Below are 18317 nucleotides of genomic sequence, written 5' to 3'. Positions count from 1 at the left end.
AGCACCCGCGAGTCGCGGGCGATGCGCCAGATTGCTGCTCCGTCCTCCACCCGTGGGGTGTCGAGCTTGAAGCCCTCCGGAAATTCTCCGATATCACTGCGGGCACCTGCATGGTCTGCTTGTGCGGCGGTCATGGAACTACCTCCGCACATCGGTCGGTGCAAGCAACCTCGGGCACTTGAATTCTGGTTCGGAGTGACCTGGCTTCTCAAAGCCACCCTCATCCTGCGCCATAGCTTTACCTCGCCTTCCTTTCACTGCCTGCCCATAAATCCGGCCGTTGAGTTCCCTCGGCGGCATTGTCAAAACCTCAATCAGGAAGAAGCGCATCTCAACCTTCCACAGAAATCGAACATTTCGACTCAAAGCTGTCCGCCCAATTACCCCGAGCTTGACGCCCTCACCAGACATATCCGGTCCTTCGCCCAGATGCTGACCGAGCGCCAGGGCGACCGACTCCCAGTCACCACACCTCGCCGTGGACATCGACTGCGACCGCGACGCTATGATTTCCGGTCTGACCTTTCCCTGGAACTCAGGTGTGGTCGAGGGCAACGTCAACCGGATCAAGTTGCTCAAGCGCCAAATGTACGGCTGGGTTGTCTGCCAACTGCTCAGGAAATGAGTCCTGCTGGAGTGAAGGACAGTGAGGTGTCACGAAAGTTGAGCCAGAACCACTACTGCTCGATAAAGCCCCGGGGCCAATGCCTTGCGCAGGAAAGTGCTCATGAAGTCGTCTATGACATGCGCGTAGATGGCCCGGCGCTGTCGTGCTCGTGGCCGCCCTGTTGCTGAACGAAGCGCTGCCCCGCCCCGTCTTCAACCGGGCGCGTGACATATGAATGTCTGATTGATTGGAAAGAAAGGACTCGGGGATATTCGGGGCGTTCTGATACGCCTCGAATCGGTCGTCTGTCGAGCCAGGCGACGGACTCCACCACACTTGATGATCAACAATACCTCAGGTATCCGAAACGTGGCCGGACGTACCCAACGTGGTCGACAACCGACTCGGCGAACCAGAAAATCACTGTCAGCATCTTCCCGCCACCACGGCAGCTGGCCTTTCTTCGCCTTGCCATATCCGACGTTAAACCAAACCCCTCTGCAGCGACAAGCCGTTGAGGTCAATATTTTCAGTCATCAGGCGGAACTGTAATGATCAGGTTTGGATCTATGGGATCATTACAATCTTCCACAGAATCAATATCGTCATCACTCTTAAATTTACAGTGGTCATTTCTCTCGCCAGCTTGAGTCAACGCCCCGCGATCCGCCTTCACTATTCCCTCTTGCAGAATAATCCATGAATCATCACCACCGCTATGAAAGTGCTTATACTCTACCCCTTCAGAATCGTCACCCCTCCGCACAATCAACAGATTCACGATATTTGCCCCCAGGAACGACGCCCAGTGGCTCACATTGAAAAAATTATCCTTCAGCTTCTCGTTGAAAACGTTAACACAGTAAAGCGGCTGAAGTTTAATCGCACGCTCAGCCATAAACCCAGCCACCCTACCTTCAACATCCTTAGCCTCCTTAAGTCGTTCATTCTTCTCCCCTACAGCCACCGCCTTTATTGCCGCAGCCCTAAGAGACTTCACGAGTTTGACAATCCCTTTGATAAGCTCTAATAAATCAGAGATCTTTCTGCCCGCCCTAACCGCATCTACGGCGGAACTCACCAACTTTGCAGCACCGTTTACAGCGTTAACACCACTGACGATACTAGCTACGGCAACACCGACGCTCACAGCCAAATCTACAGTTTTATCGACGACCTCCCACTTAGGGTCCTTGTAGGCGAAAACGTAAACCGAATCGTTGCCCATGTTCGCGACATGAACATTCTGACTATAACTCGTATCTTCACTGTATCCATCACAAGGCTTGCCGTCATCAAGAAATTCGTAGACAGGATTAATATCGCGCCTATCAACCCCACCGTGGAGCGGAGTCGATCGCTGCACGGCATCGGCGGCGGGAGACATAAAAACAGCAGGAGGAACTGTGGCTGTAATAAATGTGAGCAGTAACGTGGTGATCTTAATTTTCATACTGGTCACGTGTGGCCATCCGATCAGTAATTCGGCCGCTGTCATCATTAGTTCGGCGTGGTAGGAGCGAAAATAAAAGTGGCGGATTGACGCAACCACCAAGCTGACCGTTCCACCTAGTCTTGCTCGTGCGGGCTGCGGGATTGGCCGACCGCGTCCCGAATCCGCCCTACATCGAGAAGATGGCTATGGAGCATGTGCCAAGAACGTGCCTGGTCAGGCAATCCGTTGAGTCGGCGTCCCCGGCATGCCGATTCCACTTCGGGGCTGGCGGCTAGTGCTCCACTCAGAGTTCGTTGCCTGAGCTGGTCGTTGTCGTTGTTCAGGGCATGGTGGGGGTTTGTGAGGCCGCCCGGTGGGCTGCTGAGTTGGAGTCGGTGTTCTCGCTGGTAGCGGGCCGGTTCTCGCGGGTGGATCTGCGGTGGTGGATGCGCGAGTACGTGCGTGGTCTGCTGGGTCCGGTGGAGCGGAAGAACGGCTGGCAGCTCGCTGAGTATGCAGGTCACCGCGGACCGGCCGGCTTCCAGCACCTGCTGAACGGTTCTTCCTGGGACGCTGACGCGGTCCGAGACGACTTGCAGGAATACGTGGCCGAGCAGATCGGCGAGCCTCGCGGGGTGCTGATCGTCGACGACACCGGCTTTCTGAAGAAGGGCGACACGTTGGCGGGCGTCCAGCGCCAGTACTCGGGCACTGCCGGCCGCACCGAGAACTGCCAGATCGGCGTGTTTGCTGCCTACGCTTCTGGCAGGGGCCGGGCTCTGGTCGACAGGGAGCTCTACCTCCGCAAGTCCTGGACGGGCGACGTCGAGCGATGCCGGACAGCGAAGATCCCCGCAAGTCGCGAGTTCGGGCCACCAAGGGCGAGCCTGCCCGGGCGATGATTCTGCGAGCCGTGGCATCGCCCCTGCCCATCGCCTGGGTGACCGGCGACTGTGCCTATGGCCAGGAATGGGGGATGGCGGCCGGTGGGACGGCGGCGGCGCTGCGCGCCGGCAGCGACGTCCAGCCGGCCGCCGCCGCACGCTCGAGGAGGCCGGAGTCGGCTATGTCCTGGCCGTTCCGAAGTCTCAGCACTCTAAAAACTGACGGACGCTGTTGACAGTTGGGTCTCTCGCATTGAGGAGACCTGCATGCTGACCGAACGCGACCTATCAGGGCGTGCGAGGCACCGCCTGGCGATGCTGCGCCATGTGGAGGATTGAGCGGCAGCGTTGCCGCCACCTGCCGCTACTACGGCATGAGCCGCTGTGCTACTACACATGGCTGCGACGCTACGAAGCGGAGGGACTGGAGGGGCTCACGGACCGCTCCAGCGCACCGCACCACACACCGCATGCCACCAAAGCAGACGTCGTGGAGAAGATCCTCTGGCTGCGCCAGCAGTACCACTTCGGCGCGGCCAAGATCGCAATGTACTTGGAGCGATATCACGACGTGAGAGTCAGCTCCTCCGGCGTGTGACGCATCCTGAAGACGGTGGGGCTCAACCGGCTGCCAGCCTCTCAACGCTACAAACGACGCTCCACCCGCTGGAAGCGGTATGAGAAGCAGCGTCCCGGCCACCAGTTGCAGGTCGACGTCAAGTTCATCGAGCCGCTCGGCCAGGCCGGCCGCAAGAAGCGCTACTACCAGTACACCGCCATCGACGACTGCACACGCCTCCGGAGCCTGCGTGCCTACCCGCGCAACGACCAGAAGACTGCGATCCAGTTCATCGACCACGTGATGGCCAAGCTGCCGTTCGCCATCGAGCAGGTCCAGACCGACAACGGTCAGGAATTTGGCTCCGCGTTCCACTGGCACCTGCTCGACAAGGGCATCGGTCATGTTCGCATCAGGCCCCGCACCCCGCGCCTGAACGGCAAGGTCGAACGATCACGTCGCATCGATTCCGAAGAGGTCTACCGGCTCCTGGAGGGGCAGGTCATCGACGATTTCAACCTCGTCAACACCAAGCTCCAGGAATGGGAGGACTACTACAACTACGATCGCCCCCACGGCGCACTCACCGGCCAGACACCCTACGAACGACTCCGACAGAAGGCCCAGAACCCACTGTCATAGACCTCCGTCAGCTGCACAACTAGCGAGCGCGGTAGGCGGTGAGACGTCGAGGACTTCGGTGGCGTGTGTGTTCACTGCCGTGCCAGAGACAGGTCCGCGGTCTGCTAGTGAGACAGCAGGCCGGAGACGGCTGGGACGGCCTCGCTCATGTTCTCGCGGCGGTCGAGGTGGCGGGCAAGTGCCCGCCGGTTCTTCAGATAGAAAATGTCGTGCTCGCCCCGGATGCGTTGTGAGGAGTGCGCCTTGCGCTGTCGCTCGCACATCTCCGCGTATCAGTGCGGGGCGTTCTTTTTCGACTTGCGGTGAGGTGGTGTCACCACGCGCCCGCTGGGCTGCGCCCAGGCCCTGGTAGCCAGAATCCACCAGAATCTCCGTGGCAGGGCCGTCAGCCAGCAGATTAACCAGCCCTAGCTGACGGGCATGGATGATCTCCGCGCAGCTTCCAGGCTTGTGCCCGCAATCACCCTGTACGGCACCAGACGGGGTACCAATCGCTGCGGGGATCGAGAGGAACCATCTTTTGGCTCATGAGCTACCCCTACTGTCGGCGCCCCTATCTAGCGACTGAGTTAATGCACCACCTCACATCTCCGTCAGCTCGACCAGTGTCGTCAGCTCCACCAGTCGTCAGTGGGGAGTGGTTCAAAGTCCAGCCGGCTCAGACGGCCTCGTTGGCCAGGCCGCAGCAGCGGCGCGGCTTGCATCCACAGGTCGCCATCCATGATCTACAGTTCAGGGCTCACAGAGTTACAAACGGCCGAATCCTCGCATCCGCCGCGCGCGGCCAAAATTTTCCCGAGATTTCCTTACGAGCAGTGATCCACTTTAATCTCACAACTCGACGCAATTGCAGATAACATCGTAGTGAAAATTACCCGCACACTCGAATCCACTCTCTCCAACCCCCTGCGACACCCCCTCCATTTCTAGCAATTTACCGACTATTTTCGTGAAAACTATCAGGCCCGAGCGAATCGGGATCGGATGAATTGAGAGCTTTCATGGAGGACTTTAACCAATTCGGCAGCTAACTCGGCACCCCTCCATCGGCAAAATCGAAAAATTTTCTTGACTCATACCATAACCGCATTCGAACCTTTCACCCATTCGCACCTTTAGCGAATTCGTAAACGTAAACAGCAGCCCCGCCCCTTCCTTGAGGCCCCCCAACTCGACTAAAGGTTTTCCCTATCGGGACAGGCACGGCTGAGTTTCCTTGGCCAAGCATGCTATCGAGAAGAGATCACGCCATCTGACGGCCCTGTGCGTCACAGGGAAGCTTGCTCTTCCCATACGTGTCTGCATAGTCGTGGTCAATGTCCTGCTGGGTGATGGTCATCTCGGTGGGCGAGATGCTGACCAGGCCGCCAAAGGGACGGTCGACGTCGTAAATTATGAGCAGCGAGGCGGTCAGCAAGGCTGTGAGGATGACCAAGGTAGTGATCTCGGTGCCTCGGCGCTTGACCGGAAGCGTGAAGGCGAGCGCGATCACCGTAACGGCCAAGGTGATGAGCATGAACCAGAAGATGACGCCCGGGATAGCCGGGGTGGACTGTGCTAGACGGTCGTACCGGCCTTCATGACGCTTCTGGTCGGCGTCCACGATCATGTCGAACCGTGGGTCTTGGGACATCGCCTTGAAATCGGTGCGGAATGAGTTAGCCCATACGCTGGGGGCCGAAGAACGTTCCCCTTCCACCATGGAGGGCCACTCACTGCGAAGGACAGCTCGTGCATAGCAGACGACGTGCGCCTGGATCTGTTGCCGTGTCTGCGGTCCCGCGTAGTCCGCAACTTCGTACAGGTTGTCCACCGCGGCTGCCTCGACGCGGGCGGCATCCTCGGCCTTGCTGTACGACTCGGCAGCCATGACCAGCACGAAGGCCAGCACGAGGACAGCGAGCGTCTGCAGAGGCTCGACGAGGTCGCGCATGCTCAGGGCCTCAGCCTCCTCGCCTGGCAGTCGGCGACGCAGCAGGCGGTTCGCGGCTAATCCGAGGACTAACGCAGCGGCAACTATGACGATCGTGGTGAGCATGATTCTCCCTGACACGAAGTGTGGTGGTCGATGGCGAGCCCGCCAGCAGATGATCGATGTAAATCTGCACGGGTGCTGGCCGAGGCGCAGGGGCATATCCACCGGGAAGAGGTCACGCCATGGAAAACTGCTTCTCCGAACGCGCCGGCTATGGGTCTGTTGAAGGCATTTGGAAACGACGCCACGGTCCGGTTTCGCCCGACACGGTGGATGAGATGGGCTGGACATCTCGGTCAGCCACCACTGTGCGGGCACATCAGTACGCAGCTGCAGCCGAGTGTGATACGGGACGCTGACTAATCCAAATCCACTACAGAATATCAACTCGCCCCTTACGCTCCCTCCCGGAGAAACCCCAGATACGGAAGGAGCAGTTACCACAGTTCCCGGCTCCTCCCTTCATGGAACCGATATGCCTCACCCAACTGCCAACCAATCACAGACCCACGTAATCGCCTTTGCTGAATCGGGATTCGCAAGTGTTAAGCAGTTCTCGTGCCGGCTCCTTCCAGGTGAGGATATACAGATCCAGCCCTCCATCTCCCGCCAGGGATAGGACCGCCCGAACACCCCAAGCGAGCCTTCCCGAGGATTACCCGGAAGCAGTGTCAGACGTTACCCGCAAATCTGAGACCTGCGGGTAACAGTCGATTTTTCAGCGAACACTATAGGTTCAACATACGTTCTAGGACCCTTCAATTACGTCGTTGACCCATCATCCGTTGACCCATCATCCGTTGACCCATCATCCACTATTTCAGCCTCCTCTTCGTCTGGACTAATGCACCATTCATCACCATCATCATCAGTAAATAGATCCCATCCGTCGCTACAGTCGCCTGACGACACCAGCTGGCCAGCAACGGAAGGTGTGGCAGCAGCGACACCAGAAATCCCCAGGAGAGATCCAATACCTAGAACCGCAACAGAAAAGATCACACCAATGCGATGCATGAAGACACCTCCAAGATCGTGCGAACAGAAAATGTCCACTAGGGTATGAGTATTGTATTTGCCAATACACTATTCCGCTGGCCAGCGCTTGACGCGATGATAGTTGATCTTACTACCGGAAGATCATCCATAAGGCTCACTCGTTCACGTGCGAATAATGTGCAGGCAAATTCACTTTAATCTAATCCAGCATGCCCCCCGCTCCCCGCTTTTCTCCAAACTCATCTCCGACATTAACTAGCCTCGACATCTCCAGACCAAAAATTCGAAACTTCGTTCACTATACTTTCGAAACTTCCTTCTTCTGGTCCGCGGTGAGATCTTCCACTTGATCTGCCGGTACGTCATTTTTCGCATCCCCCACCTGCACACCAAATGCATCACCCATAAGGCCGGCCCAAGCGTCTGAAATGGTTTGATTACCGTCGAGGAGGCTCTTAACTGAACTCTTGGCCTTTTTGAGCACTCCTTCCGCGCACTGCTTAACTACCGACTTTATTCCATACTTGAGGAACTTGAAAACCGCCTCAAGCTTATCAGGCAAATACTTGAAGATGGTTTCACTTTTGTAACTGCCGTCCCAAATCCCCTTGACCTTCTCAATCCTCTTCATCTTACCGCCGGTCATGTTATTAACGGTTTCCCCTTGGAGGTATTCCTTGAATCCATCCAGGGCGCTCTGCTCAGAGAAGCAGGTTGCACCAAAGGATTTGGCTACGGCTAGGGCCGTACTAATGCCGCCAGCCGCTAAGCTTTCGGGTGTAAGTCGCTTAACATTTGGCGTCTGTGGAGCCCTGTTATGGACCTGAGCGCTTGATGCCGTGGCTGCACCTCCAAGCATCACCGCCAGAATGCACAAAAGAATCGTCATGCGGCGCAATAAGCTACGAGACCAAAAAGTTTTCACTAAATTCTCCTTAGTTCACTTTACCCCTGGCACTGCAACTACCTAGTGCCAACTACCTTTCAATTTGAATTGCCACAAACCTCTCTCGCCCTTCGTCACTATGTCCAGATTCCGCATAAAGGATATACAGGCGATATGGCCGGGCGTCCCGTCGTCGACGGAGTGACTTCACCAGATTCTTCTCGCTATAGGCCCTGTCCCCGCGCTTGCCGGAAATCTAGTGATACAGCCAGGTGCCTAATGGCACTCCCCCGAGTATTCCCATTAGGATTCTCAGAGGCCGTATTTTGCTGAGGGATATGAGTCAAGTCGAGGGCTTACGAGCCGAGCTATCAGTGTTCGTAGTGGATGTTCGCCTCAGTCCCGTGCAGGGAACAGAGAGACAAGAGTGCTTGCTACTCCGAAGTCGATCGAGTGATATCGGGACAGTTCGCGTGACGTTTGCCAGCTGGCTCTGGCTAGCTCCTGGGGAGTGAGGGGAGACGAACCGCAAGGTCGCCGCCGCTCTGCGAGTGACCGAGCGGTCGATAGAGCGGTGGCGCCGAGCCTGGCGTGAGTGCGGCAACGTCGAGGTCCTGTAGCGGGGCTCTCCGGGACGGTCCCGGCTCAGCGAAGCGCAGATCGCCACGCAGCGGTTGACGCTAGCGCGGATCAAGAGGTTGATCGGCCTGCTGTTCTGCGTCCCCTACACCGTCGAAGGCACGTAGCGGTTGCTGAAGGGGCACGGCTGAATCTGGCAGCAGCCGACCCGGCGGGCCCTCGAGCGGGACGACGATGTGGTCGAGGTGTGGGACCGGGCCTCGGGCCAGAGGACCGCGGCGGAACGAGGCACCTGGATCGTAGTCGAGGACGAGGCCAAGAGCTGTCGATGACTCCGCCGCATGCCAGAACCGGCGGCCGGATCAGGTGAACTCCGGTCGTGCGAGTGCGGGGCCGGCGCGCTCCGGGCGGGTGTCGATGGGGCGAGCCTGCCCTGCTTCAAGCCGAGCCGGCGGTCCAGCCTCATCTATGCGATCCGCAAATATCGGGGCGCCAGGCTGAGCAGAGGGGCTTCGACTGGCGGGACTTCCGCGACCTGGTCGTCCGCTCCCGAATCCAGCTCGGAGGTCCGATCGTGGTGGTCTGGGACAACATCCACCTTGACTACATCGATCACGATGCGTCCGAACAGGCCACGATGGCCAGCCTCCATTCGTCGTTCCCCTCGAAGCACACCAGCTCGATCAGCGGCTGGTGCTCGTATCCGATCAGCCCGCCTGGGATGCCGATTTCCCTGAGAAGGACAGCGATCTGTGCGGCCACCTCGGGTGGGCAGCGATGGGGATCAAGACGAATTCGGGATTCGGCTTGCGGACTCGCTGATACAAACGCCTTCCGCAATCTCTTGCCGGCATATTGCGTGCAAATTGCGACGTGCGACAACGTATCCGGCAGCGGACAGGTCTCAAACGCTCAGTACACACTCCACGGGTTCACTCTCCAGGCCATTTCCCCGCCTCGCCGCCCCCATTAAGCCATGTGACGCCGCTAGCCCTGCAGACGTGCAGGCTCATTGCTGACCGGATTCTGCCGTTGAGGTGTTCACACTCAGGCTAATGACAATCACCGCGCCGCCTGCAGTGAGACTCACTGGTTGCTTCTTTTCGGGGTGATGTGGATTTCGCAGAAGGGTGGTCGACTCGCCTCTGCCAGATGTGAATATCCGATGGCTGTCTGCCCCGCGTGAAGGAAGGACGCAAACCCAAACCGACCGCGTCCGTCATCGACACCCAGAGCATGAAGACCTCCACCAATGTGCCCCTGGCCAGCCAGGGAACCGCACGCTCACCGACCACAAGCCCTACCACGACCTCGGCGGCACCTACTTCACCCAACGCGACCCCGCACGTGCCACCCGCCGCGCGATCAACCAGCTCGGCTACACCGTCGCCCTCAACCACATCGTCATCGCAGCCTGACCATCAGACCAGGCACCCGGTGGCCATCATGGCCACCGGGCACCGAGTCCTGGCCACACCCGCCCTAACCTGCTGCTATTTACTCGTCAGGTGGCGTAGGCGCTGGCGAAAACGCCTCTTTCACCTTCGCCCTGAACTCGTCAGGTGTCAGGTTGGCGATATCCCTATCCTTCTCCGCCTGGTCGATACTTTCGCACATCTCAGCTAATTGCTCGCCAGTAATGCCATCCTCGGTAGTTTCCATTTCCTTAAGATCGTCACAGGTTGCCAGTGAGGCAGCGAAAGCAGTCGCTGTCGAATATCCAGATCCGCCCAGCATAGCCAGCACGATCGCCGGAACAGCAAGCCATTTGACCGCATAGACTGAACGTGACTTACGCGCCATTACATTCCTCCTAGATTGATTAATCTACCTTACCTAATCCTTTTGCATTATGTCTCCTTGGGGGCGATGTGCGGCGGCATTGATACAGGCCAGCGCCGGCGCGTGAACTTGTGGCGAGTCACTCCGGAATCTTCGATGATATCCCTCTACGCCCCTAAGACCCTCAGCGGAGTGGGTTAAAATTCCACGAACCTTTAAGGATTGAGCTAGCGCTCTGGAGGCCAGTAAGAAGTTTCCGACATGTCAACCCAGATCCTCTCTTTGGGCTTATCATTGCCATAGTCGTACTCCTGATTAGTCTGCCGGAAGCATTTATAAACAAATTGACTATCCGGCCTCAGCTTCTGCAGCGCAAGCAACCGAAGAGCGCTCCAGACATTCCTATCGTGCACCTCTGCCGTGAGGTCGTTACCCGAAATCCTGGTCCACCTGTCGCCGGCCTGATCCGGCGGCTGCTCCCAAGTGCCACACCTTTTAATCGTTTCGCTACCTTCGTCACCGTCTTGCCAGACGATGCAGGAACCCGCTTCAATGCCAGCAGCAGTTAAAATATGTCCCATCACATCCCCTCCAATAGAGTAGTACGCCATGGCTCCCCCGTCGTTGACTGTTGGACCTGCGCAGTCTGCCTTTGTTGCAACAGACTTCAACTGATCGTGAGCGGAAGCGGTTTCGCCGCCGACTACAGTCAGAACAAGCATCAGCCCCGCGAGCATTGACGCGGATTTCAATCCCTCACGCATGCCACTCCTTCCACACTTCCTACTTTGATGCAACCAAGGTCGATCTTCGGCCTACCTCGGTAGGTTGATGAGGCTTCCGGAACTCCCCAAGAAGTTCCCAGAATTCTCAGGTCGGTAACTTGCCTTACTCGTGCGGCAACACACCACTGGCTGCAGAAACAGAGCTTGAAAAAGAGGTTCAATGCGTCTCTTTCAAGATTCCTCAGTGGGTGGTTCATGAGTCTTTGAGTCGTTCTATGGCCGCCTGATGGTGTGGGGTGTGGGTGGAATCGGCGGTCCGTGGTGTGGGGTCTGCCGGGGTTGGCAGGGTGAGTGAACGCAAGCCATATCCCAGCGACTTATCGGACGAGCAGTGGTCGTTGATCGAGCCGGTGATCACACGTGGGAGGACCGGCAACGCTCGGTCAGCGGTCATCAGGGCGCTGCGGCATATACGGGAGATCGTGAACGCGATCCTCTACCAGGGGCGGACCGGCTGTCAGTGGGCCTACCTTCCGCACGACCTGCCGCCGGCACTACGGCGGATCATGGTCGGCGAGTACGCGCTTCCGGCCCGCCAGAGCGTGTACGTCGACGCTCGTCTCGATCTCGCCCTTCGTCGTGTGCTTGTCACCACCCGCACAGGTGATGTGCAGCATCTGGACACCGGGAAGTGCTCGGGCTGCTCGCAGTCGTCCTCTGTCAGGCCGTCGCCGAAACCGTGCCGCACCACGCTCGTACGGGCACCGACGATTGCGGAACTCGTCGCGGAAGCCAGGCAGCCAATTGCAGAAGCGCACCCCGCCTCCCACGGGCTCCTTCCGCAGCTACCGCCCGAGCCGCTCTTTCACCCGCGAACCCGGCGTCTCCGCGACCCGCTACCGCAACCGGGGCCCGCGTCGGCCAGTCCCTGGTCCGCCTCGACGCAGGCGAGGACAGCCTCGCCTGCGCTCGCCGCCGACCTCGGTTTCTCTGACCGCACCGTGCGCCAATACCCCGGTCGCACCCCCACGGAGTTGCGTCGGCTGCTCATCAGCGGCGCTCCCTGAGCGACTGAAGAGTCGCTCGCACCGCTTTGCCCGGATAACGACGCACCGGGCCAGGCGCAGCCTGCCGGTCGGCGTCAGCGGGGCGTTACGGTGGGACACGAGGGCCTCCTGCACTCGGCGGTAGATGTCGCAATCCCCACCGAGCGAGAACGCCCTCACCCTTTTCAAGCGCCAGCCAGGGCATGTCACCCGTCACCAACGTGCCGGAACAGCACACCTAGGTCCCGTCGATGCCGACCCTTCGCCCTCGTTGTGCTGATGCTCTGCTCGAGCATTCGACTTCGGGCACGCGGCGATACACTGAAAAGGAATCATTACATCAGCATGAGAGTCCTGTCAACCATGTGGGAGGAATGTCCGCTGCATTCCTCCCACCCGGAGGATCCCCCATTGGCACCAACTGCCCCGCCACGATGGCGATGATGAACATCGAGCCAGCTGTGATCAATGATTTCGGTGAGGGCCGGAGCAATCTCAACAACCTGAAACAACAGCGAATCGGATCACGTGAGGTCTACCGAGGGGTTCGCGCCCACGCCGTCTTCGCAGGGGGCTGCCTATCACTAGGCCTTCAGTCGCTGCTCTGGATCTTCGAGAAGATGCAGGTCAGAGCATTCTCTACCGTAGGACAGCGACTAAGGCGACTGAACTTCGGGATCGTGTCGATCATAGGGGTGAGTCATGCCTTGGGGAGCGTTATGCCCATCTCTCTCATCGCGTCCGAGGCAGGGCCACCTTCCGAGCGCTCGGTTTTGTAGCCCTTAACTCGGGGGGCAACGGTACGAGGATCAACAGCTTCGGACGGCGCACCGGTGGCATAGAGGCCAGCGGGCTGTTGGTCGCGGTCGTGCGGGGCGAGCCAGAAGACGCGGCGTAGATGGGTACCCGAAGCCCGGGACGCCTTTGCGGTGGGGCCGAGGGTGGCATAGCCGACGAGGCGGCCGTCGCGGTGGTACGCAGGTCTGCGGTTGCGGCCGGTGACGCGGTCGAGGGACTGGCGGACGTAGTCGAGGTGGGTAGTGTCCTCGAGCCACACGAGGTCGGATTCGTGGGTGAGGTCCTCAGGGTCGATCAGGGCGCTCACGCACTCTCCTCGGTGATGTCGGCGAGCAGGCCGATGCCTGGGTAGTACTTCTTGGAGTTGGAGGTGGCCATCTCCTTTGGGGAGCGTAGGCCGATGACTTCGCGCACGCGGCCAGCGAAGGCGCGGGAGGAGACGGGTGTGGCGCCTTCGGATTCGCACCAGCGGGTGTAGGCGGTGTAGAGGTGCTTTTGTTCGGCGCGCAGGCCGGTGTCGAGCTTGCAGGATTCGCTGAGGAACCGTCCCATGTGGTCCTCGGTCTCCGCGTAGGCGGTGGTGGCGACTCGTACACGCTCGGGTCCGGTGAGGTCCTTGTCTCCTCCAAGGTAGCGGCTGGCGCCGGCGACTAGCCAGGCAAGGATGCCGGGGCCTTCTTCGGTGACGAGGATGTCGGCGAGGTTGTCGACCTTGCGGGCGTCGGGCACGACGCGTTCGAAGGGAACGAGTCGCATGCGGCGCCAGAAGGCGAAGCCGCCGGTGCCCACTTCGGGGCGGTGGTTGCCGAGCAGGAAGAGTTTGTGGGTGGGTACGAAGCTGAAGAAGTCTTGGCGCATGCGGCGGGCTTTGATGATGTCGCCGCCGGTGAGGAGTTTGACGCGGGCTTCGTCGAAGCGGTCGCCGGCTTTGAGTTCGGAGCAGACGATGACTCGGCGACCGTGGAGTTCGGCGAGGTCGGTGGGGTGGCCTTCGAAGGGTTTGGCCATCAGGAAGCCGGGCGGGCCAGCGTCGGCGTAGTCGCCGAGCAGTTTGACCAGGACGTCCAGCAGAACGCTCTTGCCGTTCTTGCCCAGGCCGTACAGGAAGGCCAGGATTTGTGCGCCAACGTCGCCGGTGATGGAGTAGCCCAGCAGCAGGTGCAGGAAGTCGATCATTTCCCGGCCTTCGGCGTCGTCGCCGAAGGTGTCGGTCAAGAATCGGTCCCAACGGGGGGTGGGCATCTGTTGGGGGCATACGGAGCTGGCGCGGGAGTGAAAGTCCTTGCGCGGGTCTGGGCTGTGGATGTGGCCGGTGCGTAGGTCGACGATCCCGCCCGGGGTGCACAGCACGTAGGGGTCGGCGTCAAGCCGTGCTGCGTCGAGCAGCATGCCGTGGGCTGACTTGGCCTGCATGAGCATGGATTTGATGCCCGGTGTGGACATGGCTCGGCGGCGTTCGCGACGTAGTTCGGCGTCGGTGTGCAGGCCGCTGGGGTCGGTGGTGGCGAGGGACTCGGCCATGTCGCCGGCGGCCCACACTACGGTGTCGTGGTCGTCGGGTTCCCAGCGGTAGCTGGTCCACTTGTACCAGCCCAAGCCGTTCACATGCCGGTAGTCGCTGGCGTAGAGGTGGGCGAAGCTCTTGGCCATGCCGCGGTCGGTGAGCGAGTGAGGTAGCAGCCCAGTGTCGGTGGCGCGGTAGGGCGCCGCCGGTTCCTGCCGGCTACCGGGTGCGCTCTGGGTGGGTACGGCGGGGCTGCTGTATGTGGAGAAGGGCGGATGGTTGTATTGCAGGATCTGGCGTGCCACGGCCGCGGGGTCGAAGCCTTGGGCGGTCACAGGCAGTCTCCCGGGTAGAGCGGGCGTCGTGCGCCGGCGGCCAGGCCACTGCGGATGATCGAGTTGGCTCGTGTGCGCTGGCCGGGTCGGGCGTGTTGTGCGGCTGCTAGGAGCGTGTCCTGGGCGACCTGTTCGGAGAGGTGGCCGGCGGCCATGAGGCCTCCTGCGGTGAAGGCGGCCCGGTTGAGCTTGTCGGAGAAGCCCGCGCCTTCCGGTCGTGCAGCGCAGTCGGCAACCTCTGCGAGAACGGACTCGAGGACCTTGGCGGCGGCGTCGCGGCCGCCGCCGGCTGCGGCAATGGCCTGGCGGGCACGCGGGGGTGCTGCGGGGTGGGGTAGGGCCGGTCGATTGGTGGGGCAGTGTCCGGTGCGAGTGAGCTCTTCCGCCAGCCAGTCGGGGAGTGGCGCGGGCTTGGTGCAAGAACTGATCGGGGTATACGTGCCGTCAGCAGTCGTCGTCCCGGGGGCAACGATGTATCCGCCGTGGGCTCTGATGTCGACCTGCCAGGCCAAGGCTCGGCCGGTGCTGGAGCCAGCGGAACACAACCAAGTGTCACCAGCGGAGGCTTGGTACCAGATGTGCAAGCCCCCGGATGGTGTCCGCACCCGCAGCGTGTTTTCGTCGTCGGCCGGGTTTTGGGCGTCGCGCAGAGCGGCGAGTACCGCCAGGGTGTGGAATCCGCTTTCCAGTCCGGTCAGGTCGACGTTGTCATGGATGGGGATGCCGGGCAGTATCCGGTCACGGGGGGGCATCGCGGCCGGGTGCGCATCGACGTCGATGACGATGAGGTTGGCTGGGCCGCAGGCGACGCCCACACCGAAGCCGGGTTCCTGTTGCCACCATTCACGCAGCCGGTCCTGGTCGGTGGTAGCCGCGTGGAATCCGTGGCACCACCGGCCAGCTGTAAGGCAGGGGCATCCGTGGTGGCTGTGTCCGGAGGTCGAACAGTTACGGCAATTACGGGCCGGCGTCTTGCGCCCCGGGACAAGAGGAAGGACTGGCCAGCCAGCCGCCGAGCACCACTGCGCGACGGTCAACGTGTCGACAAGAGAACGCGTTGCTGGAATGGCTGCCTTCTGCGGACGTAGGGGCGGTGGAGCTTGAGTCGCTGCACAAAATCGCAGCTCAGATAGGTTGTGTGGCTCAGTCAGCGACTGAAGCGACTCAAGGTCTCAAGTTTGCTCGAGCACAGGGTAGCTGAGGAGACGCGAGGTACTGCTGTTCCATCGCACATGTGGCACTGCTCGGCGTGTTGGATTTTTGTCTCGTGAGGCGAGTGCCGTCCAGCGACTGTAGCGACTCGCCAGTGCAGATGGCGGCTACGGCCACGAAAGGGACCGGCCTGTTAGCGAAGTTGAGTCGCTTCGGTCGCTGCATCACAGCGGTGTTCCTCTGACCTGCAGTTTCAACCAGACCCCTAGTCGCTCAAGACAGCCTGCTCAGTCCTTCCTCACGATGCCGAAGCTGACTGGCTGAACAGCTGGGGTGTTCAGCCAGTACTGGACGCCAGCGACCGGCAGCACCTAGCTACCATCGGCGAGTTGACACATAAGTGCAGGTCAGATGCCTGCGCATATCCGCGTAGCGACTGAAGCGACTCAGGTTTGGAACTATGAAGACATTCCTGCGCGGGGGCGCGTGTCATAGATACGAACTTTCAGTCGCTTCAGTCGCTGTCTACCTACAAGTGGGCTGTCCTACTTGCACTTTGTCCAGCGACTGCGAAAGCGACGCAAGCAGGAACAGTCGCTGCAACTGTCCTCAGTCGCTGTGACCGCGCTCGCCGAGCAGGCCCCGTCACCGCCCCCTAGCTGGCCGCGGAGCCGCGTGCAACCTGGGGTGTAGGCGCTTGGGCGGAAATGTGTTATCCCTTCACCGTCGATTGCTACAGCGGAGGTTCGCCCGACATGGGCCAGCCGACACCGGTGGGCAACGGATCGTCCGACACATGCGTCTGCTGGACGGGTCACTCGTCCTCAGGCTGGCGAGATGGCGCTGGCCGCCGGGTGCGTCCGTGGCGGAGCGGGCCCTCGGGCGGCGTCGTTATGGTGCACCGTTCGAGTCCCGGGGCTCGAACGGAACCTTGGCCAAGGCGGGCAGACGGCGTTCGCTCCCCGTCAGGATCTGGCTCTGTCCCCCCAGCTCAGGCTCGCCCGTACGCGCGTGCCAGTCCATCGCTCGCACACAGACCGACACGAAGTGGAAGCCGCGTCGGCGGGCGGATCCCCGATCAGCACTGTGCCCTCTCCGTCGATGCCCGACTAGAGGAGAGCGCGCTGGACGAGTTCGTCTCGGACTTCGCGGTCCTCCTGTAGCTGACGGCCTCCCACTCCATGTCGGAGCAGGTCTCATGAGTACTGATGTCTTCGTGCCATGGCCTATCGGCCCAGACCGCAGTGACGAGAAGACAGCTTCATCGCTGCGTCAGATCGAATGCACGTCGCGCCATGATAAGTCCGAGATTGACGCTCAGCAGGCTATGGGCCATCGGCTACCCGGCCCACACTGGTCACTTGGGGTGCTGTGAGGTCGTGCCCCTCCCGGTTCGCGTTGTGCCAGCTGCCGGCAACCCGTAGCAGGGCAAGGAGACACAGCGGTGATCTGCGGGAGATGCGATCAAGCAATCCGGGCTGATGAGAAGCACACCGTGTACAAGGTGGCGGCGCCAAACGAGGCGGTGTCACTGTCTACTGGCACGTCGTGTGCTTTCTCTCCATTCAACCAGCGCTTCCTCTTCTTCCACCTTGAGTTCCACCTGCGCAATCGCCGACGAACCGTGCTCCCTGGGCTTGAGGCGGTGTGTTGTCTCTGTGGGCGCAACACCGTGATTCAAGCCGCCCGACGAGCTGTCGGTGGGCCGGGGACGGAGAACGTTAGCCCGCGGCGTTCATGTACTCGTACCGTCCAATGACCACCATCGGTTGCGTGTGGCTCCTGCGGCGTTGAGCCACCGTGCCGGAGCAGATAACCGAGGGAGCGGTTGGCGACGAAGTGGGCGATATCGAGGTAGTACGTGCAGTTGCTGCCTTCAGTGAAGCCATGATCGAGCAGCGCCGTCGAGAGTTCGCTGTCGGAGTGCAAGCGTGGCAGAGACATTGACGGCTGAACATCAGCCCACGAACGCTGGCCACAACGATGCGGGCAGGCGTCCGGGCTGGCCCGCCTACTGGGGCAACCACTCCGGGCATCAACCATGACTCCATTTGTCGCCTGGCGAGTGAGCCCAGAGTCCCGCAGATGGAGTGAGGAGCAGGCGCGACGCCCCGAGGACCGCAGCGCCTGCGCGAGGACCGCAGGGCGGCCCGTACGGCGGTGCACGTTGAGCGTTCCTTTTGTTGCAGGTAGAGCGCGCAGCCCCCGCAAGCTCCTGACCTGCACAAATACGAGAGACGTTGGCATCGCAGGATGCCTATATAGGCATCGCCAAGTGCCGATATAGGCATCCTGCGATGCTGGTATTGGCACTCTAGGATGCCAATACCAGTCGCATATGGTCATGTCGCCTGTGGTCATCGAAGGAACCCGGGGGGTGCGTCGTAGGACACAGGGGCGAAGTCGGGA

At 60.4% G+C, this 18317-nt stretch carries 14 protein-coding genes and 4 pseudogenes; 6 read left to right on the top strand and 12 right to left on the bottom strand.

The window, feature by feature from the left end:
• The 3 genes and pseudogenes from ACFWZH_RS38305 to ACFWZH_RS38295 all read right to left on the bottom strand — a co-directional run.
• Nucleotides 1-134, bottom strand: a pseudogene (locus tag ACFWZH_RS38305) (diaminobutyrate acetyltransferase); the annotation flags it as partial.
• A gap of 4 nt (nt 135-138) precedes the next feature.
• Nucleotides 139-579, bottom strand: coding sequence for a hypothetical protein (locus tag ACFWZH_RS38300; protein ID WP_384442752.1), 441 nt, complete (start codon nt 577-579; stop codon nt 139-141).
• A 557-nt stretch (nt 580-1136) separates the two neighbouring features.
• The gene (locus tag ACFWZH_RS38295) at nt 1137-2069 is read right to left on the bottom strand and encodes a hypothetical protein (protein ID WP_384442749.1); all 933 of its coding nucleotides are present in this window, start codon (nt 2067-2069) and stop codon (nt 1137-1139) included.
• A gap of 320 nt (nt 2070-2389) precedes the next feature.
• Between ACFWZH_RS38295 and ACFWZH_RS38290 the strand changes: the two are divergent.
• The 3 genes and pseudogenes from ACFWZH_RS38290 to ACFWZH_RS38280 all read left to right on the top strand — a co-directional run.
• Nucleotides 2390-3009 (top strand): annotated as a pseudogene (locus ACFWZH_RS38290) (IS701 family transposase); the annotation flags it as partial.
• A 242-nt stretch (nt 3010-3251) separates the two neighbouring features.
• Nucleotides 3252-3524: a helix-turn-helix domain-containing protein gene (locus tag ACFWZH_RS38285; RefSeq protein WP_384442760.1), complete on the top strand. Its 273-nt coding sequence runs from the start codon at nt 3252-3254 to the stop codon at nt 3522-3524.
• A 15-nt stretch (nt 3525-3539) separates the two neighbouring features.
• Nucleotides 3540-4127 carry a DDE-type integrase/transposase/recombinase gene (locus ACFWZH_RS38280; RefSeq protein ID WP_384442746.1) on the top strand — a complete coding sequence of 196 codons (588 nt, stop codon included), beginning with the start codon at nt 3540-3542 and terminating at the stop codon, nt 4125-4127.
• 1243 nt (nt 4128-5370) lie between these two features.
• On the opposite strand, the gene ACFWZH_RS38275 is transcribed toward ACFWZH_RS38280, so the two are convergent.
• Both ACFWZH_RS38275 and ACFWZH_RS38270 read right to left on the bottom strand, forming a co-directional pair.
• A complete protein-coding gene (locus ACFWZH_RS38275) occupies nt 5371-6165 on the bottom strand; it encodes a hypothetical protein (protein WP_384442743.1) in 795 nt (264 codons plus the stop codon).
• A 1234-nt stretch (nt 6166-7399) separates the two neighbouring features.
• On the bottom strand, nt 7400-7990 hold the full coding sequence (locus tag ACFWZH_RS38270) for a hypothetical protein (protein ID WP_384442740.1): 591 nt from the start codon (nt 7988-7990) through the stop codon (nt 7400-7402).
• A 548-nt stretch (nt 7991-8538) separates the two neighbouring features.
• Here ACFWZH_RS38270 and ACFWZH_RS38265 point away from each other — a divergent pair.
• The gene (locus tag ACFWZH_RS38265; RefSeq protein ID WP_384442757.1) at nt 8539-8607 is read left to right on the top strand and encodes a hypothetical protein; all 69 of its coding nucleotides are present in this window, start codon (nt 8539-8541) and stop codon (nt 8605-8607) included.
• A 571-nt stretch (nt 8608-9178) separates the two neighbouring features.
• Here ACFWZH_RS38265 and ACFWZH_RS38260 read toward each other — a convergent pair.
• Nucleotides 9179-9328 (bottom strand): hypothetical protein, encoded by a 150-nt coding sequence (locus ACFWZH_RS38260; protein WP_384442737.1) that lies wholly within the window; start codon nt 9326-9328, stop codon nt 9179-9181.
• Nucleotides 9329-9739: 411 nt separating this feature from the next.
• On the opposite strand from ACFWZH_RS38260, the pseudogene ACFWZH_RS38255 reads away from it, so the two are divergent.
• Nucleotides 9740-9844, top strand: a pseudogene (locus tag ACFWZH_RS38255) (IS5/IS1182 family transposase); the annotation flags it as partial.
• Nucleotides 9845-10063: 219 nt separating this feature from the next.
• Here the strand turns inward: ACFWZH_RS38255 and ACFWZH_RS38250 are convergent.
• Together ACFWZH_RS38250 and ACFWZH_RS38245 are read right to left on the bottom strand one after the other, a co-directional pair.
• Complete coding sequence (locus tag ACFWZH_RS38250) at nt 10064-10369, bottom strand: hypothetical protein (protein ID WP_384442734.1); 306 nt, start codon at nt 10367-10369, stop codon at nt 10064-10066.
• A gap of 206 nt (nt 10370-10575) precedes the next feature.
• Complete coding sequence (locus ACFWZH_RS38245; RefSeq protein ID WP_384442731.1) at nt 10576-11112, bottom strand: hypothetical protein; 537 nt, start codon at nt 11110-11112, stop codon at nt 10576-10578.
• A gap of 257 nt (nt 11113-11369) precedes the next feature.
• Between ACFWZH_RS38245 and ACFWZH_RS38240 the strand changes: the two are divergent.
• Nucleotides 11370-11612 (top strand): annotated as a pseudogene (locus ACFWZH_RS38240) (transposase); the annotation flags it as partial.
• 15 nt (nt 11613-11627) lie between these two features.
• On the opposite strand, the gene ACFWZH_RS38235 reads toward ACFWZH_RS38240, so the two are convergent.
• The 4 genes from ACFWZH_RS38235 to ACFWZH_RS38220 form a co-directional block, all read right to left on the bottom strand.
• Complete coding sequence (locus ACFWZH_RS38235) at nt 11628-11750, bottom strand: hypothetical protein (RefSeq protein ID WP_384442763.1); 123 nt, start codon at nt 11748-11750, stop codon at nt 11628-11630.
• Nucleotides 11751-12819: 1069 nt separating this feature from the next.
• Nucleotides 12820-13224, bottom strand: a complete 405-nt coding sequence (locus tag ACFWZH_RS38230) for a DUF6009 family protein (protein ID WP_384442728.1) — start codon at nt 13222-13224, stop codon at nt 12820-12822.
• A complete protein-coding gene (locus ACFWZH_RS38225) occupies nt 13221-14567 on the bottom strand; it encodes a phage/plasmid primase, P4 family (protein WP_384442754.1) in 1347 nt (448 codons plus the stop codon). Before ACFWZH_RS38225 ends, ACFWZH_RS38230 begins: the two co-directional genes overlap by 4 nt.
• 185 nt (nt 14568-14752) lie before the next feature.
• On the bottom strand, nt 14753-15793 hold the full coding sequence (locus ACFWZH_RS38220) for a bifunctional DNA primase/polymerase (protein ID WP_384442725.1): 1041 nt from the start codon (nt 15791-15793) through the stop codon (nt 14753-14755).
• Nucleotides 15794-18317 lie beyond the last annotated feature (2524 nt).

This window comes from Streptomyces sp. NPDC059008, assembly GCF_042749045.1.
In the GTDB taxonomy this organism is placed as follows: Bacteria; Actinomycetota; Actinomycetes; order Streptomycetales; family Streptomycetaceae; genus Streptomyces.
This window is presented reverse-complemented; position numbering and strand designations above follow the sequence as displayed.